Below are 18489 nucleotides of genomic sequence, written 5' to 3'. Positions count from 1 at the left end.
GTCGTCTGAACCCGCTGTGTGGTGGTGTGACGCTAGATGACGTTTTTATCCACAGGGTACCTTCATACGGTTGGCTAGTGTAAATGCTGACCTTGTGGATACTCCCTGCGGTGGCTCTGCCAGGTGATGTATAGCTAAAGCATGAGTACCCACACAGACCTACCCCAGCTGCCCCGGGCGTCCGCACCGCCTGAACCAGAAAACGACCAGGCCCTGCCGGTACCCGGTAACCTACCCGACGTAACGCCGCGCTACCGCCTTGAAAGCGGAGCCCACCACAGCACCTGGATCGTGGACTGCGGCTACCAAAGTGCCGCCCACCTCGAGCTGCAGGCGGGCCCCTATACCCTGACTCAGATCACCGGCGACGCAGAAGCTAGTGCAAAATCCGCAGAAAGGCTGTGTTCCCTCACCTCTCACCCTGCAGTGCTGAGGGTCGATGCTGTGACCTCTTCGCAGGACTCCTACCATATCTGGTATGAACCAGCCGAGGCTGGCACCCTTGCTGACTATTGCCGAGCCAAGGGAAAACTGCCCCTAGGGCAGGTAACCACCGTTGCCAGGGCTCTCACCCAGGCGCTGAGGTATCTGCACGAACAGGGCTTCGCCTATTCTGCGCTAGCGGCCCGCCACTGCGTCATTACCGTAAGGGGCGAGTTGAAGCTCCTTGCCCCCGATATCGATACCCGCCCACTGGCATCCGCGGTACAGAAAAGCCGGCAGGCAGATGACATCGCAGCCTGCGCTGTTCTGCTCTGGCTCTGCCTCACCGGGGAAGAACCTAAGGCCATGCGTTTGAGGGCTCCCCTGAACCTGGCTGTACCCCAGGCCAGCGACGCCCTAGCCCAGACCCTTGAGGACGCTATCGACTCTCGTGCCCAGCAGCCTCAGCTTGCTGACCTGCTAGCACTTATTGAACTGGCGGCAGACCCCGAGCCCCTCGAACTCCATCTCAGCGCCCACCAGAGCGTGCGTTCCCGTCTTCCTGCCTACAGGCAGCCTGCGCCAGCAGAACCCCGCCGGGCGGTGAAACAACGCCGCCAGACCTACGGGCGACTAACCGATATATCGCGGGGGAGTAAGGAGCCTCAAGGTGGGCTGTCCCGTATTAGGAGGAAAGACAAAGGCCCCGCACGACTACCGATAGGGCAGTATCTGCGGGAACGCTGGGCCCTGAGCGGTGCTATTCTGATAGGCTTTTTCGCCATAGCCGGGGTCGGGTACCGGACGCTCGTACCAGAGCTCCAGCACGATTCAGCTGCCCCGGTAGCGGTTGAGGTATCGGGCTCTCTTCCCACTCTTACACCGCCAGGAGCAGATCAGCAGCGCGCTAGCGAGAAGTCGCAGGTAGAGGTCGAGCAAGAGCAGGCAGTAGCCCTAGAACCCAGCGATGACGATATAGCTCTTCTCGCAGCAGAGCTCGTAGCCACCCGGAGCCGGGTACTTGCCTCTGGGGAAACTGCAGGCATGGGTGATTACGCGGTTTTAGGCTCATCCCTGGCTGAAGCTGACAGCCAGCTACTGGCAGATGAAAATGCAGCCGCTCTAGCCGATATGAGCACAGAGCTGGTTGATATCAGCGAGATTACGGCAGCCGAGAACGGCTACAGACTCCTGGCCACGGTGCAAGCGACCGGCTACAGTCCAACAGGTAGTGACCAGGAACTGGCAGCGCAGGGTATAAGCCGGCAGGATGGTAGAGTGCTGCAAAGCGTGGAGCTGATTCTCCAAGTCGAGGGCGGAACCTACCTGCTAACTGAGGCGCGGCCCCTGCCCCTAGACCCGTCCGCCCTCTAGCACCTACAGCCCTGCCGCTGTATAGACCAGGGGCGGTACACCAAATCGGTACACCGCCCCTGCTATCAAGAACCTGGGTGTTCTTGCCTTATTAGATCTGGGGGTACTGCATAAAAACAGCGATAGCGATATTGATCAGAGCCAGGCCACCAACAGTATGGGCCAGGGCAATGTTCTTGCCGTTTTCAGGGGTGCCCAGGGCACGGGCAGCCTTGTACTTCTTCTGACCCATAAAGGCCGCTACAGCGATAACCAGGGCAATCACCATCTTGATGCCAATCATCATGTGGTTAAGCTGCATACCCTCAGCCATTTGTATGAAATAGAGAGCAAAACCGGTAACAACCTGCAGCAGGGCCGCGTGGAACTGACCGGGCAGAACGATGCCCTGCTTAAAGGTACCTAGCCACAGGCCGAAAACCATTGCGGCACCAACGATGTGCAAGAAAAGAAGAATTGAAAATGCGATAGCCATAATGACAAGTCTACGTAATACCTGCTTATTTAGCGACAGTTCGCCACTAAAACCGGTGTGGGGGTGACCACGCGAGCCCCTAGTAGATAGAAAAGTGCCCCGCTAACTGCTGCTAGCGGGGCACCTGGGAGCCTAGTTCAAAGAACTAAGACCTGTGGTTTAGAGACCAACCTCAGCTTCGAAAGCTGCTTCTTCAAGGCGCTGCTTGAGGAAGGCCAGGAAGCGGCCAGCGTCCGCACCGTCTACAACGCGGTGGTCGTAGGTCAGTGAGAAGTAGGCCAGCGAGCGGATAGCGATAACATCGTTACCCTCGGCATCCTGGATAACAGCAGGACGCTTGTTGGTGGAGCCGATGCCCAGGATCGCTACGTTGGGCTGGTTGATGATCGGGGTGAAGAAGACACCGCCGGTCTGGCCGGTGGAGGAAATGGTGAAGGTTGAACCTGACAGCTCCTCGGGGCCGACCTGGCCGTCGCGGGCGCGCTTGGCAACGTCGTTGATCTTCTTGGCGATACCTGCGATGTTGAGGTCGCCGGCGTCCTTGACAACGGGAACGAGCAGACCCTTGGGGGTATCAACTGCCAGGCCGATGTTCTCGGAACCGTGGTAGGTGATTTCCTTGAAGTCATCGCTCATGGAGGAGTTGAACTGGGGGAACTGCTGCAGAGCTTCGGTGACTGCCTTGGTGAAGAAGGGCAGGAAGGTGAGCTTGGTGCCCTCGCGAGCCTCGAAGCCGGCCTTAGCCTTGTTGCGCAGGGCAACCAGACGGGTCAGGTCGATTTCCTGGACGGTGGTCAGCTGAGCTGAAACAGCCAGTGACTCAACCATGCGCTTAGCAACGGTCTGGCGGATGCGGGGAGCCTTTTCGGTGGTGCCGCGCTTTGAGGACGCAGCAGCCTTGGGGGCTTCCTTCTTGGAAGGAGCTGCGGTTGCGGGAGTTTCAGCAGCGGGGGCTGATGCTACGGGAGCAGCGCCCTTCTTAGCTTCAGCAGCAGCCAGGACGTCCTGCTTGCGGATGCGGCCGCCAACACCGGTGCCCTTGATGGTGGACAGGTCGATGCCTTCCTGCTTGGCCAGCTTACGGACCAGGGGAGTGACGTAGGCTTCGCCGTTTTCGCCGGAGGGCAGTTCAACAGCGGGAGCCTCGGTAGCTTCGTCGGTTGAGGAAACAGCGGGTGCTTCTTCCTTCTTTTCCTCAGCGGCAGGTGCTTCTTCCTTCTTCTCTTCCGCGGGAGCAGAAGCGGCTGAAGCGTCACCGATGATAGCCAGAACCTGGCCGACCTCGGCGTCCTCATCTTCCTGGATGCGGATTTCGAGCAGGGTACCTGCTACGGGTGAGGGAACCTCGGTGTCGACCTTGTCGGTGGAAACCTCTACGAGGGGCTCGTCAACGGCAACCTCTTCGCCAACTTCCTTGAGCCAGCGGGTGATGGTGCCTTCGGTGACGGACTCGCCCAGAGCAGGCAGGGTAACCTCGGTGCCAGAAGCTGAGCCTGAGGACGCGGGGGCGGCAGCGGGTGCCTCTTCCTTCTTTTCCTCAGCCGCGGGTGCTTCTTCCTTCTCCTCAGCCTTGGGGGCTTCTGCAGCGGGGGCATCGTCAGATGAGCCAGCGCCGGAGCCGTCGCCAATAACGATGAGGGGAGCGCCGACCTCGACGTCCTCGTCCTCTTCAACGAGAATCTTCTCAACAACACCGGCTACGGGTGAGGGAACCTCGGTGTCGACCTTGTCGGTGGAAACCTCAACGATGGGCTGGTCAACCTCAACGGTTTCGCCAACCTCAACGAGCCAGCGGGTAACGGTACCCTCGGTTACGGATTCGCCCAGTGCGGGCAGTTCTACGGTGGTGGACATAGTCCTTCGTGCTCTCCTTGTGAGTGATAAAAATTTGTAGGGGTAGGCGCTGATCCTATAACCAGGGTCAGGGCCAGCGCCTACCACAGGGGGCCTATCTTAGCCGTGCAGGGGTGCACCTGCCAGAGCCATTGCAGCCTCGCCCAGGGATTCATTCTGGGTGGGGTGGGCGTGGATGAACTGGGCGACGTCCTCGGGGAAGGCTTCCCAAACAACCCACATCTGGGCCTCACCAATCTGCTCGCCCATGCGCTTACCAACAGCGTGAACGCCGATGATGGGGCCGTTCTTCTCGCGGACGACCTTGACCAGACCGCCGGTGCCCAGGATAGAGGACTTGCCGTTGCCAGCCAGGTTGTACTCTGCAACCTCAACGTTTTCCTTGCCGAACTTCTCTTCAGCCTTGGGCTGGGAGTAGCCGATGGAGGCGATCTCAGGCTCACAGAAAGTGACCTTGGGGATGTTGATGTCTTCAACAACCTGGGGGTTGAGACCTGCGATTTCTTCGGCAACGAAGCGGCCCTGCTGGTAACCGCGGTGGGCCAGCTGGACGCCGGGGACGATGTCGCCGATAGCGTAGATGTTGCCAACGCCGGTGTGCAGGCGCTCGTTGGTAATAACGAAGCCGCGGTCCATGGTCAGGCCCTGCTCGTCGTAGCCAAAGCCCTCGGTGTTGGGGCCACGGCCGACAGCAACGAGAACGATGTCTGCCTCGAAGACGGTGCCATCTTCCAGGGTGACCTTGGCGCCGTTGGCGTCCTGTTCAACGGTCTTGAAGAACTTGCCCAGGGAGGACTTAATGCCGCGCTTCTTGAATTCGCGCTCAACGACCTTGATGATGGAGGGGTCTTCGTTGGGGACCAGGTGAGGCAGGCCCTCGATGATGGTGACCTCTACACCCATGGAGTTCCACATGGAGGCGAACTCGGAGCCGATGACGCCGCCGCCCAGAACGATAGCGCTCTTGGGCAGGTAGTCCATCTGCAGGGCTTCGGTTGAGGTAAGCACGCGGTCACGAATCTCGATGCCGAAGGTCTTGGAGACAGAACCGGATGCCAGGATGATGTGCTTGCCCTTGTATTCGGTGCCAGCGACGGTGATGGTGTCCTTGCCGGTGAGCTTGCCTTCACCCTCGATGACGGTGACCTTCTTCATCTTGAGAAGACCGGTCAGGCCCTTGAACTTGCCGGCGACGATGCCGTCCTTGTAGTCACGAACCTTAGCCATGTCGATGGACTCGAGGGTGGTGTTTACACCGTACTTTGAAGCGTGCTGAGCCTCGGAAGCGAGTTCTGCAGCGTGCAGGTAAGCCTTGGTGGGGATGCAACCGGTGTGCAGGCAGGTGCCGCCCAGGTTGCTCTTTTCGATCAGACCTACGGTGAAGCCCAGCTGTACCGCGCGCAGAGCTGCGGAGTAACCGGCGCTACCGCCACCGAGGATGAGGATATCGAATTCTGTTGTTGCCGAATCGGCCACGTTGACGCTCCCTTGCATGGGTCGCGGAGGCCTAAGCCCCCTTATGTACTGTCGTTTTCTAGCTTATCCCTTGAACGCGTCCGCCTGCCACTATTGGCAGGTGTTTTATTGCTCGGGTGGGCATGATTACACCCCGTTACCTGCTAGAACACGGGCAACGGGGTGCAAATGTAAAAGTTCCCTGGAAAGTAAGGTTTAGGCGTAGGCCTCGATGAACTTAATCAGGGTGGCGATGGAGTGGCCAGTGCCCTCCTTGGGGGTGTAGCCGTAGGGGCCTTCCTCGTTGAAGGAGGGGCCTGCGAAGTCCAGGTGAGCCCAAGGAATCTTGGCGCCGTCCTTTTCGCCCACGAATTCTTCGAGGAACTGGCCGGCTACCAGCATGCCACCGTAGCGGGAGCCGATGTTCTGTAGGTCGGCGACGGGGGACTTGAGGCTCTTGCGCAGGTGCTCGGGCATAGGCATGGGCCAGTAGTCTTCGCCGGCTTCGGTAGCTGCTTCAACAACCTGCTGGCGGACGGTATCGTCACCCATGACCGCGGCGGTGCGCACACCCAGGGCGATGAGCTGGGCACCGGTGAGAGTTGCGATGTCGAGAAGGACGTCGGGCTCGCCCTCGGAGGCCAGGGCCAGGCCGTCTGCCATGACCAGGCGACCTTCGGCGTCGGTATTCATGACTTCAACGGTGTGACCGCTGCGCATGGTCAGCACATCTTCGGGGCGAATGGAGTTGCCGCCGGGCATATTTTCGGCCAGGCAGAGGTAACCGTGTACGGCAACCGGCAGGTTGAGCTCAGAAGCTGCTGCCACGACGTTGAGGACGGTTGCGGCACCTGCCATGTCGGACTTCATGGTGGTCATGGAGCCGGCGGGCTTGAGCGAAATGCCGCCGGTATCGAAGGTGATGCCCTTGCCCACAATGGCAACGGTCTTTTCGGCCTTCTCGGGGGTGTACTTGACCTCTACGAGGCGGGGCTTGCGCTCTGAGCCCTGGCCTACACCCGCGATGCCACCGAAGCCTTCGGCAACGAGTTCTTCGTAATCCCAGACCTTGGTTTCAACATTGTCAAGGCCCTCTACGCGGGTAAGGGCACGCTCTGCGAAGGTTTCGGGGTAGAGGTGGGAGGGCGGAGTGTTGACCAGGCGGCGGGTGTGGTCAACGGCCTCACCCAGAATGAGAGCCCGGGTCAGGGCACTTTCTGCCTCAGCGGGGGCTACATCGGTGACAATGAGAACCTCGGCGACGGGAGCCTTGACCGAATCGGCAGTCTTGGCCCGCAGCTGGGTATCGGCAAAAGCGCCGTAGGCGGCGCCTTCTGCGATAGCTGCTACTTCCTCGACGGACTCTGCGCCCAGGGCAAGGGCTACGGTTTCTACGCCGGCAAGCTGGCGGACGGCTGAGCCCGCTGCGTAGCGCAAGGCAACACGGTGGGCAGCAGCATCTTCCTTCTGAGAGCCTAGGCCGATGAGGGCAACGACGTCGGCACCCGCCTCATCGAAGCCAGGAAGCCGAACAAGCTCGTCCTGCCCACCGCTGACGCCCAAATCTTCCAAAATAGCTTCGAGGCCCTCGGCGGTTTCTGCGTCGAGGGGGTTAGTGGCCAGCGAGGGGCCTTCCTTGCCGGAATACACACCGAGCACCAGCACATCGGCCTCAAGGGCTTCAAGATCGGGGGTTGTTACAGAGAATGACAGATCGTGAGAATCGCTCACAGAAATCTCCCTTCGCAGTGGATATAAGTGGGGCAGCCGCGCTCTAGGGCAACTGCAGTATCGTCTATAAGCCTAGGCCTAAAAGCCTCGCGAATGTAATCTGCGCAACGCCCCTTGCGGCTAAATCACCGCAGAGCGAACAGGTCGAGGTGCCAGGGCGGGAATTATGGCCTTGCAAGGAATAATTCTGCATATTCCCAGCGTTATACCTGCGACATTAGGCTACACAGTGGCTACACCCTGGAGTACTATAGAGACTCACAGAAGACGGGAAGAAAGAAGGGGGCTAGGAAGATGACGCACGAAGATCGGCTGTATATAGCTCACGCCGGGGCGTTTGAAAACGACCGATTGAGAGGTCTGCCCCTCGTCATTGCCCTCTCACACCCCCAGGACGCTGGTGGCACCGCAGGGCACCTGGGTGAAGTGCTTCTGCATGAACTTGATAATGTGCCGGTCATCGAATTTGATGCTGACCGCCTGCACGACTACCGATCACGCAAACCTCGCATTACCTTCAAAAAAGACCACTACACCAACCCGGTGCTTCCTGAACTCAAGCTGTACGCGGTGGAAGATCGACTGGGCAAGCCTTTCTTGTTGTTGACCGGTGCTGAACCCGACTTGCTCTGGCAGCGGTTTACAGCTGATGTGGTTGACATTGCACAGCGTCTTGAGGTATCGGTAGCCATGTCTGTGACCGGTTTCCCCATGCCGGTACCGCATACCCGCCCTATCCCCGTAACGGCGCATGGGTCCCGTAAGGACCTGACGGTCGGCATTTCCTCTTTCCAGCCCGAGGCTCTGGTGCCTGGGTCGGTATCGAGCCTGCTGGAGGTGCGCCTGACCGAGGCCGGTATTGGAACGGCCGGTTTCGCAGTGAACGTGCCGCAGTACCTGTCGGAGTCGGAGCTGCCCCAGACCGCTCTTGTCGCTATGGAGCACCTGTCGCTGGCCGCTAAGCTGAGCCTGCCTTCGGATCGCCTGCGTGAGCTGTCTGAGAATGTTCAGCTACAGATTGACGAGCAGGCTAGCGCAAGCCCTGAAATCCAGATGATGATTCAGCGGCTCGAAGAGTCCTACGACGCAAACGCCGCCCAGGGCTTCGGTAGCCTACCCCTCTCTGAGCGTGCCGCCGGTCGGGTGCCGAGCCGGGATGAAATCGGTGATGAGGTAGAGGCTTTCTTGGCCCAGCTCGATCACAACACTCGGGATGCAGACGGCGACGGCCCCCGCGGTCTGGGCCCCTCCGGTTCCTAAACCGGCCCCGACCCTGCGGTGAAGCTGCCTGTGGAAACCCGTTTTAGGGGCGTCATAGATGCGTCACGGGTTCACCGGTTTATGGGAAGTATGCGCCCCGTGAGGGCTGAATTATTTGCTTTGACAGGGGCGGACGTCGGACGCCCGGCGGGTGGAGAATATCCACAGGCCCGCTTGGGCTCGTCTTAGATACTCTTCTCTATCAGTCTGATAGGTATGACAGAGAAGCATCACACCCCAGAAGAACCTATCGTTACTTACCTCAGCTCGGAGCGTGACGTCCTTGCCCTTGCTCTGCACCTTTTAGGCTACTGGCCTGAAAAGTCCATCATACTCTTGGCTCTGAGCGATGGGGGAGCAGGGCCCCTGCTGCGTGTTGATATGCCCGATGTTTCTGAGGTAGCGCCGGATGACTTTCTGACCTATATCTTCGAGGCCTTCCCCACCCACAGCCCTACCGGGGACCCCATCACCAGTGTATTCTTGCTGCTCTTCGCCGACGGAGCAGCCTCCGGAGAAGCAGACGTTTCGGTAGAAAAAACCTTCCTAGAAGCAGCCCAATGCTATGCGGAGCTCGCGCCAGCCCACGCCACCCTTCACGGGCTGAATGTACTCGATGTGCTTGCGGTGGGGCAGCAGGCCTATTGGGCTGTGGAACCGGCTGAAGGGCAGCTGGCTCCCGCCGGTTTTCTAGACGAGGTCTTGACCAGCCCGCTGTATAGCGAACTGGTAGCCCACGGGTCGCTTGTCGCGAGCGATTCACATGAAGCTCAGGAACTTAAGAATCGTACGACACTGGGAACTGAGGACCCTGAGGGGCAAGAACGCTGGCAGGTTAATGCGGAGGCCTATAGCGCTTTCTACCTGGAAGAGAAACAAGAGCAAAACCCCCAAGAAGCCTGCCAAATTGCTGCTGAACTAGAGCTATGGGAACAGGCTATAGGTGCCGTTGCGTCCCTGCTTGATGGGCCGCAGGGTAGCAGGGGCCTCTACGCTGGGACCTTAGCCGATGCTATACGCGCCAAGGTGATTCCCGATGCAGCTGGTTTTCTGATCACTTCTTTCGATAGCTTTGCAACCCTCCAGCTCGTGATTCTTCAGGCCTGCCGCACCCTCAAAGACTCACTAGCAGCTCTGAGAGCTTTAGAACAGGGCAGCCAAGAACTGGGACTGAACAGGCAAACTGCGAGGGATAGGGTTCTGCCCCTGCCGTCAACCCTGCAGCGGTACCAGCTTGATCGTCTCAGTCAGCCTGAACAGGGTGTGTATGAGCAGATAGATAGCACCGAAGACAGTCTGAAGGAAATGGCTGAAACTCTCTTTGGTATAGACCCCACCCCGCCAGACTGGAAGCGCCTGGAAGCCTTGTTGCATTTGGCAGCCGTGCTGGAAAGCTCCGCTGGGGGAAAAGCCGAAGCTTCCCTTCTTGCTGCACAAGCGTGGGTAAGCTGGATGCGGGGCAACTCTACAGAAGCTTTCCACCTGCTGGAGGCTATCGACAGTACCTACCGCGATGGGGGCTCTCTACCCCTGCATTACCTTTTGAGCGTCAGTGCTTTCCCTACCTGGCTTACTCTGCCCGGCGGAGCTCCAGAGACTTACGTGACCAAGAACAGCAGATAAGCGTCCGTGCCTTCTTCGCTAGAAAACCTAAAACATGTCATACTTGACTACTGACCCCGCTCAAAGTATCTCTCAAAAATACAGCTTCCTATCGGGAATAGAAGCCCCTATCCGGGCGTTATACCCACCGATAGATACCCTGGAAACTGTATTGTGCGAATCGATCACTTGACAGGGTCTTAGGTGTTTTGACCGCGAACACCGCATCACACTCGCTACGGTCAACTAGCTCAGAAAGGTTTTCTGTGTCACCAGCCGCACGCAAGAAAGCAACCAGCGAAACCGCTGCAACCAAAGCCACCGCTAAAAAAACCTCAACTCGCGCCAAAGCAAAAAAGGCTGACGAGGCAGCAGACGCCGTAGAAGCAGACGACGAAGAAAGCGCCGCACCTCAGCGAGCCCCCAAGAAGACCGCAGCTAAGAAGGCTGCCCCCAAGAAGAGCCGCAAAGCTAAGGGCGAGGACGACGATTTCGCCGACGACGATATCAATCTGGACGACGAGGACCTCGATACCGACGACATCGAAGATGTCGATGAAGACGATGATGAAGACGAGGCAGACTCTGTCACCAAGGAAGAGAAGAAAGAAGCCGAAGCTGTAGCAGCTAAGGGCTCTGGTTTCGTCCTGACCAACAACGATGAAGACGACGCTCCTGCCGTCCGCGTCGTCACCCCCGGTGCTACCGCAGACCCCGTCAAGGACTACCTCAAGCAGATCGGTAAGGTTGCCCTGCTGAACGCTGAGCAGGAAGTCGACCTGGCTATGCGTATTGAGGCAGGCCTCTACGCCGAGCACAAGCTCAAAGAGAACCCCGATATGGACCCGCAGCTCAAGAAGGAACTGCGCTGGGTAATTCACGATGGCCGTCGCGCCAAGAACCACCTGCTGGAAGCCAACCTGCGTCTGGTGGTCTCACTAGCTAAGCGTTACACCGGCCGCGGTATGCTCTTCCTCGACCTGATTCAGGAAGGTAACCTGGGTCTGATTCGAGCCGTTGAGAAGTTCGACTACTCAAAGGGCTTCAAGTTCTCAACCTACGCAACCTGGTGGATTCGTCAGGCTATCACCCGTGCAATGGCTGACCAGGCCCGTACCATCCGCATCCCCGTGCATATGGTTGAAGTGATCAACAAGCTGGCCCGTGTCCAGCGTCAGATGCTGCAGGATCTGGGCCGCGAACCCACCCCTGAAGAGCTCGCCAAGGAACTCGATATGACCCCCGAAAAGGTCATCGAGGTTCAGAAGTACGGCCGCGAGCCGATTTCCCTGCACACCCCTCTGGGTGAGGACGGCGACTCTGAGTTTGGCGACCTGATTGAGGACTCCGAAGCGGTAGTACCTGCTGATGCTGTCTCATTCACCCTTCTCCAGGAGCAGCTGCACTCGGTTCTTGATACCCTCTCTGAGCGTGAAGCAGGCGTGGTCGCTATGCGCTTTGGTATGACCGACGGGCAGCCCAAGACCCTTGACGAAATCGGCAAGGTCTATGGCGTTACCCGCGAACGCATTCGCCAGATTGAATCAAAGACTATGTCTAAGCTCCGTCACCCCAGCCGTTCTCAGGTTCTGCGTGACTACCTAGACTAAAAACCGGTTACTGTAGATATGGTACAGGCGGGTGCCCTCGAGCCTTCTAGCTCGAGGGCACCCGCCCTTTTGATGGGGCTGGCATAAGAGAAGGTGGGAGCCGCCGGATAACTGGGAGTTATGCGATGGCGAGGGCGGCGATTTTCCAGTTGCCCCGTTTGCGTTCTGCCCGTAGGGCTACGGCCCGGGTGCGGACGTCGTCGGTCACCAGCAAACTCATTTCATAGGCAGTCTCAGCAACCTTCTGGACGATGATGCGTCGCGGGCGGATTACAGCAGGTGGCTTGCTGGGGTAAAAGGCCTGGGGGTAATGACGCTGCCGGTAGCGAATGGCGGCTTTTGCCTGTTCAAGCTGCTTTTCTAGGGTGCGGTAGCAGCCGGCTGTCATCCAGGGAGCTAGATGGTGTTGAGGCCTGCGCCCCATGAAAACTTCGATGGCAGCGGTGCCAATGCGAACCCCCAGTTGCTCAAGGGCCTGCTCTTCTTGATCGATAAAGGAGAGGCTGACGGCGGGTTCTGCTGGCTGACCCTTTTCAAAGTAGGGTGCATATTTTTCGGCGTATTCGGTAGCTTCGACGATGATGTATTTGCGGTCATCGCGTTCTGGGAAGGCGGTTTTCACGGTGTGCTCCTTTGCAAAACCTAGCGGGGTAGGGTAATCGTTTGACCTGGGAAAATTAGGGTGTCCAGGGTGGGGATGGTCTTTTGGTTGAGTTGCCAGATAGTGTGCACGAGTGCTAGCACTTCAGCGCCTGAGGCATCGGGAGTTAGTTGGTCTTCTGCAATACTCCAGAGCGAGTCACCCGGGGCCACGGTATAGGTAGTAGCTGCTACGTCTTCTGAAAAGTCTGGCTGCACGCGAGTACCACCCCCGAAGAGGGGTGAAATGGGCTGGTAGCTCCTTGTCGTAACGGGGAGAACCGTGACTGTTGCTCGTTCCTGGGTTTGTCCTGGGGAAAAGAGGGGTGAAGTAGCAGACACTGGGGTGGGGTCAGCTGGTAAGGCCTCGACGTCGTGAGTAATTTGAGAAGCCTGTGGGAATAGGGGTGAGCTTGTTTCGCCGTTGTGAACTCTTGCTGTTACCGAGATAGCTTGCTCAGAGGGTAGGGCATAGGCCTGGGTGGGGGCCAAAGCCCCCAGGCCTAAAGAAGCTCCCGCAAGTGTTTTGAGGAGTCCCGGGGCCCAGACCGGAAGTTGTATGTGTAGGGTAGAGCGTCGGGCGCGAGCTAGGGCGCTGTAGTAGAAGACTAAACCAGCTAGCCACCAGAGAGCGATGCAGAGGCAAAGCACGCCAGCGATAGCACAGACTAGCAGGCTCATCCAGGTGCCCAGGCTACGAGAAGTGAGCCCTAGGTCTTGATTCCCTTCGCTCAGAAGTGAGTGAAGCAGCATGCCGGAGGCGCCAGCCCCGCCCAGTGCTAGGAGGGGAATCAGATTGGCTGTGCATAGGGCAAAAAATCGCGATGCCACTTCTTTCACCTCAAATTATGTCATTTGATGTAGTTTGATGATTTATGCATCATATTACTTCCCTTTGCGCTGGATTCAAGAGGTTTGTAGCAAATTTTTCAACAAATTTTCGTTGTCGGGGTATCCTCAGTGCATGGCACACCTAGATTTGCTCTTCCGTGATTACGAAATCCAGATGGAAGCACAGAAACACCGAGATTACGAGGCGGATGCTCGCGAGCTCCGCCAGATAGAGCTTTCTCGAGTCACCGTGGCTGACCGTTTGGCAGCCCAGCTTGGGCAGCTGCTGACTATTCACGGGTCTACTGGAGATATTTGGCGGGGGAGATTGGAGACCTTAGGGCTGGGTTGGCTTCAGCTAGAAACGGACGCCGGCGGCCTCATTCTTCCGCTTGCGCACCTCCTTTACTGGGAGGGTGGAAACCACCAGGCCGTGGGCGAAGCTCATGAAGTGTCTCGCAAGCTCACGCTGGGATCTGCCCTACGGGCTCTCAGTGCAGCCCAGCGTGATATTCACATTTATCATGCAGGGGGAACGGGTCTCACCAGTGCAGGTAAAGTGTGGGCAGTTGGTGCTGACTACTGTGAAATCGTGGGGCTGCAGGCGCATAAAGAGGACGCCCGCGGAACTCGGGGAACTCCACGCTGCGTCCTCTTCACCTCAATCGCCGCTATCAGGGTAGCGGGATAAACAGTCTGTTTTAGGAGACATCGGCTCGTTCGGCCTGCTCGGCCCGAATGGCTTCTTCGGTCATCGCATAGCGCTCGCTGATATATGCTTCGAGCATGCTCTTTTCAACCCGCCACTGGTTTCTGCCGCCAATCTGGATGGCCTTCAGTTCCCCTGAGCGCACCAGGGCGCGAGTTTGGCTGGGGGATATATTGAGAATTTCACCGACGTCGGTCAGTGTGAGAAAGCGCTGTTCAACCATGTCTGGTTCCTTCTGAAACGGGGGAGTAGATGGGGGAGTCTTTGCTTTAGTTTAGTGCATTTTGAACTACCCTGATAGAAGAAGCAAGGCCTGTGGATAACTTGCTTGATTTTGCGTAACCTTAGTCAAAAATACGTGCAATTTTTGAAACTGGTGCTCTGATTAGGGAAACTGCTGTCAACGAAGAAAACTTCCTGACTCAAAGAGGTGTCATGACGGCTCAAGAAAATCTTGCTCCCCGTTTCAAAAAGCCGGGGTTCCGCGACCCTAAGCTGCTGGCGGGCGTCCTAATTATTCTTCTCTCGGTTCTGGGCGTTGTCGGCCTTATCCGAGCTACTAATCAGACTCAGCCCTACTATGTTGCCAGTAAAGATATCGGTATTGGCGAAAAAATTACCACCGATAACGTGACAACTGCCCAGGTCAAGCTAGGTGAATCAGCAGGTCTCTACCTTTCGGCGGAGCAAGTAATTGCTGACGGATCGGTAGCTACCCGTCCGCTAGCTGCGGGGGAGCTTCTCTCACCCCGGTCGCTGTCCACCGAGGTAAGCGATGGACGCAGGCTCGTTACCTTGCTGCTTGATCAGTACGCGGTAGCCGAGTATGTTCCTGGCAATCGGGTAGATATTTGGGTTGCCTACAAAACAGAGGGGGCCAACTCGTACGGTGATCCCGTGGTCATCGCAGAGTCAGCCGAGGTGCATTCTGTAACGGCCCAAGAATCTGTGATTGGAGGAACCGGACGTTCGGCTGTTGAACTGTGGGTAAACCAGGACGTCCTGCCCACAGTTCTCGGTGCCACCAGCAAGGGAGCTGTCATCAGCCTGGTTCCGTCGGCCTACACACCGGGAGGAAACTAATGCAGGTTCCTATCGTTGTTGTTGGTGATGAGGGCGGACGTTTCGTTTCAGCCATTGAATCTCAGCGTGGCCAGGTGAGCGTGGTCAGGCACGTGCACGATATCGGTGAAATGCTGGGACTTGCCCAAAGCGGCCTTGCCCGCGCTGTGCTGATCGTGACCGGGGGAGAAGAGCTCACTCTTTCCATGGTCAAGTCCCTGCACCACCTTGAGGTGGCAGTGTGTCTTGTCAATGACCAGGGAACCCAGCCTCCTATAGAAGGCATCTACCCGATTGACTCTCTAGCCGACACCGCCGAGATCGTTAGCGAGATCGAAAAGGCCGTCGATACCCTGCTAAATTCAGAGCAGACCGGTGAGCAGGCCAACCAGGCTCAGAACGAGGAGCCTGCCCTCTCTGCCCGGGCTCAAAGTCACCCCACAAGGGGTGACGAAAAGCAGGACGCTCCTGCCCCCTCACCTGCGGAAGGGAAGGTGGTGGCGGTGTGGGGCCCCTACGGTTCACCGGGACGCACCACCCTGGCCATCAACCTGGCAGCAGCCTACGCAGAAACAGGCTACTCGGTTTGCTTGGTTGACGCAGATACCTACGGGGCGTCCGTGGGAGCTGCTCTAGGCCTTACCGATGACTACTCAAGTCTCGCCCAACTCTGTCACCACGCAGACCGTGGAGGCATAACCCAGCAACAGCTCAAAGAACTTACCCACACCGTCTCGCACCGCTCCCACTACTTCGACATCATCACCGGCATCAACCGACCAGATCGCTGGGTAGAGGTACGCTCAAGCGCTCTCGACCTTGTAATCGATACACTGGTTTCAACATACGACCTGGTGGTTATCGATACCTCTTTCTGCCTTGAAGAAGACCCAGCCCTGAGCTTTGACGGTTTGACTCCCCAACGAAACGACGCAACCCTGACCAGCCTGGCGCGAGCTGACCACCTGATAGCCCTTGGCCTAGCAGACCTTGTGGGTGTACCGCGTCTTATCAAAGCCTACGACGCCCTTAGCCAGGTGCTTGGGCCAGCCTTTGACCAAAGAATCAGCATTGTCTTCAACCGCGTCCGCACCGAGGCCCTAGGTCCATCTGCCCAGGCCGCCCTCGAACACTCCTGGGAGCGATTCGGGCCCAGCCTGCCCATAGCAGCCCAGCTACCAGAAGACAGCGCAACCGCTGATAAAGCCCGCCTAGCAGGAACAACAATTCTTGAAGCAGCCCCACAGACAGAACTGGCCCGCCAGCTACAGGCGCTCGCCGACACCAGCCGAAATGCCCTAGGGATTGGAAAACCTACCCCATCACTAGCGCCCCCTCCGGGCCAGAGCATGGTAGAAAAGAAGAAGCCCTGGGTGCGCTTTACCCGCCGCTCCCGCTCCTAACCCACCCTGCCCAGACCACCAGGAGGCCCCCTTGTCACTCACTGAAATCCTCATGCGCACCGGCGCTTACGGTCCGGGCGATATCGAGTGGCTCCACCTGCTCACTAACGAGTGGCAAATTATTGCAGATACCGGCTACTGCGACCTCATGCTCTGGGCGCCCCAAACCGACACCATCGAGGGCTACTTCTCCCTTTCCCAGCCGCTGCCGGCGTCCGCTGGGTTCATCAACCTCGCCCAGATTCGCCCCTCCACCACCCACACGGTTTTTCACACCGACTGGGTCGGCAAAGAGCTCGACCCGGCCCTCTGTGAGCGGGCGGTTGCGAGCTGGAACAGTCAAACCCCCAAGACCCTCAATGACGAGCACAACCTCACCGATATTGTCCTTGACACCGAGTTCATTCCGCTGATACGCAATGACAGGCCCGTAGCCCTCTTATCGGTCCACCGCGAGAGCCTGGGTACCCGAAAGCGTCAGAAAGCGGAACGGGTCTACCGCGACGTCTCCCACCATCTTCTACAGATGGTCTCGCGCGGTGCCTGGCCCGAGTTCTCCGCACCCGTTGGGACGGCCCACGGCAACCCCCGTGTGAGCGACGGCTTAGTTATGCTTGATACGGACGGACGGGTTACCTACGCTTCACCTAATGCTCTGTCTATCTACAAGCGTCTCAACTACGCAGGTGACATGCTCGGTGCGAGCCTGCTCGATATCACCCGGGCCCTGCTACCTGCCGGTGAGAAAGCGGACGAAACCCTACCCCTGGTTCTTACCGGGCGCATGCCCTGGCGCGCAGAAATCAAAGCCAACCGCAAAAACGTCACCTTCCGTGCCATCCCCCTGCGCCATTTTTCACGTTTGGGCGAAGAACGCTACGGGGCTCTGCTGCTCTGCCGCGACGTTACCGAGCTGCGTCGCCGAGAACAGGAGATGATGTCGAAAGACGCTACTATCCGCGAAATCCACCACCGGGTCAAAAATAACCTTCAAACCGTTTCAGCCCTGCTTCGCCTGCAATCGAGACGCATGACCACCCCCGAAGCGAAGGAAGGCCTGGAACAGGCGATGCGCCGTGTCTCCACTATCGCGCTGGTACACGATGCCCTCTCCCAGGGGCTAACTCAGGATGTAGACTTCGATGACCTCATTAGCCGACAGTTTAGGCTCGCTGCCGAGCTTGCCTCACCAGGGCAGCACGTTACCACTCGGATCGAGGGGTCCTTCGGAAAACTACCCAGCCAAATTGCCACCCCCCTTGCCCTCATTATTAATGAGGTTGTGGCTAACGCGGTAGAACACGGTTTAGCTGGAGAAACCGGTACCGTGACCCTCGGTTGCCAGCATCGCTACTCAGAAGGGCAAGAGCACAGCATTATGGTGACGGTTCAAGATAGTGGCCCCGGAATTAGCGCCGAAAAAATTAGAGAGCTAGAGGGAACTGGCGGCGGAACCGGTCTAGGGACTCAAATTGTTAAAACCCTGGTAGCCAGCGAGCTCAACGGTACTATTCACTGGAGTCTTGCTCCTGAAGGCGGAACACTGGTGACAATTGAAGCTGCCATCGTGTAGCTAAAGGAAAGCTGCATAAAAAGGAGGGGCGAACCGGTACACCGGTTCGCCCCTCCTAAAGAACACTTACATGAAGTTGCTACTATGAGGCCCTGCGGGCTCGGGCAGCACGTCGCTTCATAGCGCGACGCTCATCTTCACTCATACCGCCCCACACACCAGAATCCTGGCCTGTTTCGATAGCCCACTGCAGGCAGGTATCCATCACAGTGCAGCTGCGGCAGACATTCTTAGCTTCTTCAATCTGAAGAAGGGCGGGCCCGGTGTTTCCTACGGGGAAAAAGAGTTCAGGGTCTTTCTCAAGACAAGCAGCACGGCTACGCCAATCCATTAGCATGCTCTCCTATAGGGTTTACCGGATTAAAGCTGAGGCAAAGTAGCTCAGCGACTAACAAAAAAATCTGGCCCCTTTCCTAGAAGGAGCCAAACTTGAACCTCAATAACTTTCCCACGATATGGGGCGTCATACAAGGGGTTTGTGAGCGAAA

15 protein-coding genes are annotated in these 18489 nt (G+C 57.8%); 8 read left to right on the top strand and 7 right to left on the bottom strand.

The window, feature by feature from the left end:
- Positions 1-141 precede the first annotated feature (141 nt).
- Positions 142-1797, top strand: coding sequence for a protein kinase (locus tag QM007_RS07340; RefSeq protein WP_283489359.1), 1656 nt, complete (start codon positions 142-144; stop codon positions 1795-1797).
- 91 nt (positions 1798-1888) lie between these two features.
- Here the strand turns inward: QM007_RS07340 and QM007_RS07335 are convergent, their stop codons facing one another.
- The 4 genes from QM007_RS07335 to QM007_RS07320 all read right to left on the bottom strand — a co-directional run bounded on the left by QM007_RS07335 (position 1889) and on the right by QM007_RS07320 (position 7312).
- The gene (locus tag QM007_RS07335; protein WP_283489358.1) at positions 1889-2272 is read right to left on the bottom strand and encodes a hypothetical protein; all 384 of its coding nucleotides are present in this window, start codon (positions 2270-2272) and stop codon (positions 1889-1891) included.
- A gap of 159 nt (positions 2273-2431) precedes the next feature.
- Positions 2432-4126, bottom strand: coding sequence for a 2-oxoglutarate dehydrogenase, E2 component, dihydrolipoamide succinyltransferase (gene sucB / locus QM007_RS07330; RefSeq protein ID WP_283489357.1), 1695 nt, complete (start codon positions 4124-4126; stop codon positions 2432-2434).
- Between the two features lie 99 nt (positions 4127-4225).
- Positions 4226-5620, bottom strand: coding sequence for a dihydrolipoyl dehydrogenase (lpdA, locus tag QM007_RS07325; protein ID WP_237185408.1), 1395 nt, complete (start codon positions 5618-5620; stop codon positions 4226-4228).
- A 177-nt stretch (positions 5621-5797) separates the two neighbouring features.
- Positions 5798-7312 carry a leucyl aminopeptidase gene (locus QM007_RS07320; RefSeq protein ID WP_283489356.1) on the bottom strand — a complete coding sequence of 505 codons (1515 nt, stop codon included), beginning with the start codon at positions 7310-7312 and terminating at the stop codon, positions 5798-5800.
- Positions 7313-7606: 294 nt separating this feature from the next.
- On the opposite strand from QM007_RS07320, the gene QM007_RS07315 reads away from it, so the two are divergent.
- The 3 genes from QM007_RS07315 to QM007_RS07305 all read left to right on the top strand — a co-directional run bounded on the left by QM007_RS07315 (position 7607) and on the right by QM007_RS07305 (position 11784).
- A complete protein-coding gene (locus tag QM007_RS07315) occupies positions 7607-8572 on the top strand; it encodes a proteasome assembly chaperone family protein (protein WP_283489355.1) in 966 nt (321 codons plus the stop codon).
- A 216-nt stretch (positions 8573-8788) separates the two neighbouring features.
- Positions 8789-10195: a DUF4192 family protein gene (locus QM007_RS07310; protein WP_283489354.1), complete on the top strand. Its 1407-nt coding sequence runs from the start codon at positions 8789-8791 to the stop codon at positions 10193-10195.
- 146 nt (positions 10196-10341) lie between these two features.
- Positions 10342-11784, top strand: coding sequence for an RNA polymerase sigma factor (locus QM007_RS07305; protein ID WP_502949101.1), 1443 nt, complete (start codon positions 10342-10344; stop codon positions 11782-11784).
- Positions 11785-11902: 118 nt separating this feature from the next.
- On the opposite strand, the gene QM007_RS07300 is transcribed toward QM007_RS07305, so the two are convergent.
- On the bottom strand, positions 11903-12406 hold the full coding sequence (locus QM007_RS07300) for an Rv3235 family protein (protein WP_283489352.1): 504 nt from the start codon (positions 12404-12406) through the stop codon (positions 11903-11905).
- Positions 12407-13387: 981 nt separating this feature from the next.
- Between QM007_RS07300 and QM007_RS07295 the strand changes: the two genes are divergently transcribed.
- Positions 13388-13945, top strand: a complete 558-nt coding sequence (locus tag QM007_RS07295) for a hypothetical protein (RefSeq protein ID WP_283489351.1) — start codon at positions 13388-13390, stop codon at positions 13943-13945.
- A 10-nt stretch (positions 13946-13955) separates the two neighbouring features.
- Here the strand turns inward: QM007_RS07295 and QM007_RS07290 are convergent, their stop codons facing one another.
- Positions 13956-14186, bottom strand: coding sequence for a helix-turn-helix domain-containing protein (locus tag QM007_RS07290; protein WP_283489350.1), 231 nt, complete (start codon positions 14184-14186; stop codon positions 13956-13958).
- 212 nt (positions 14187-14398) lie between these two features.
- On the opposite strand from QM007_RS07290, the gene QM007_RS07285 reads away from it, so the two are divergent.
- From QM007_RS07285 to QM007_RS07275, 3 genes are read left to right on the top strand one after another with little or no spacing between them, the layout of a single operon-like run.
- On the top strand, positions 14399-15046 hold the full coding sequence (locus QM007_RS07285) for an SAF domain-containing protein (RefSeq protein ID WP_283489349.1): 648 nt from the start codon (positions 14399-14401) through the stop codon (positions 15044-15046).
- On the top strand, positions 15046-16428 hold the full coding sequence (locus tag QM007_RS07280) for a CpaE/TadZ family protein (protein ID WP_283489348.1): 1383 nt from the start codon (positions 15046-15048) through the stop codon (positions 16426-16428). The genes QM007_RS07285 and QM007_RS07280 overlap by 1 nt, the downstream gene beginning before the upstream one ends.
- 31 nt (positions 16429-16459) lie before the next feature.
- Positions 16460-18001: a sensor histidine kinase gene (locus tag QM007_RS07275; RefSeq protein WP_283489347.1), complete on the top strand. Its 1542-nt coding sequence runs from the start codon at positions 16460-16462 to the stop codon at positions 17999-18001.
- An 82-nt stretch (positions 18002-18083) separates the two neighbouring features.
- Here the strand turns inward: QM007_RS07275 and QM007_RS07270 are convergent, their stop codons facing one another.
- Positions 18084-18332 (bottom strand): WhiB family transcriptional regulator, encoded by a 249-nt coding sequence (locus QM007_RS07270; protein WP_135013289.1) that lies wholly within the window; start codon positions 18330-18332, stop codon positions 18084-18086.
- Positions 18333-18489: the final 157 nt, after the last annotated feature.

Origin of the sequence: Rothia sp. SD9660Na, from assembly GCF_030064065.1 — a bacterium.
GTDB lineage: Bacteria > Actinomycetota > Actinomycetes > Actinomycetales > Micrococcaceae > Rothia.
This window is presented reverse-complemented; position numbering and strand designations above follow the sequence as displayed.

Excerpts from the sequence above, each read along its gene's own strand:
- QM007_RS07340 (WP_283489359.1), top strand. The coding sequence starts at position 142 with ATGAGTACCCACACAGACCTACCCCAGCTGCCCCGGGCGTCCGCACCG.
- QM007_RS07335 (WP_283489358.1), bottom strand. The coding sequence starts at position 2,272 with ATGGCTATCGCATTTTCAATTCTTCTTTTCTTGCACATCGTTGGTGCC.
- sucB (WP_283489357.1), bottom strand. The coding sequence starts at position 4,126 with ATGTCCACCACCGTAGAACTGCCCGCACTGGGCGAATCCGTAACCGAG.
- lpdA (WP_237185408.1), bottom strand. The coding sequence starts at position 5,620 with ATGCAAGGGAGCGTCAACGTGGCCGATTCGGCAACAACAGAATTCGAT.
- QM007_RS07315 (WP_283489355.1), top strand. The coding sequence starts at position 7,607 with ATGACGCACGAAGATCGGCTGTATATAGCTCACGCCGGGGCGTTTGAA.
- QM007_RS07310 (WP_283489354.1), top strand. The coding sequence starts at position 8,789 with ATGACAGAGAAGCATCACACCCCAGAAGAACCTATCGTTACTTACCTC.
- QM007_RS07295 (WP_283489351.1), top strand. The coding sequence starts at position 13,388 with ATGGCACACCTAGATTTGCTCTTCCGTGATTACGAAATCCAGATGGAA.
- QM007_RS07290 (WP_283489350.1), bottom strand. The coding sequence starts at position 14,186 with ATGGTTGAACAGCGCTTTCTCACACTGACCGACGTCGGTGAAATTCTC.
- QM007_RS07285 (WP_283489349.1), top strand. The coding sequence starts at position 14,399 with ATGACGGCTCAAGAAAATCTTGCTCCCCGTTTCAAAAAGCCGGGGTTC.
- QM007_RS07280 (WP_283489348.1), top strand. The coding sequence starts at position 15,046 with ATGCAGGTTCCTATCGTTGTTGTTGGTGATGAGGGCGGACGTTTCGTT.
- QM007_RS07270 (WP_135013289.1), bottom strand. The coding sequence starts at position 18,332 with ATGGATTGGCGTAGCCGTGCTGCTTGTCTTGAGAAAGACCCTGAACTC.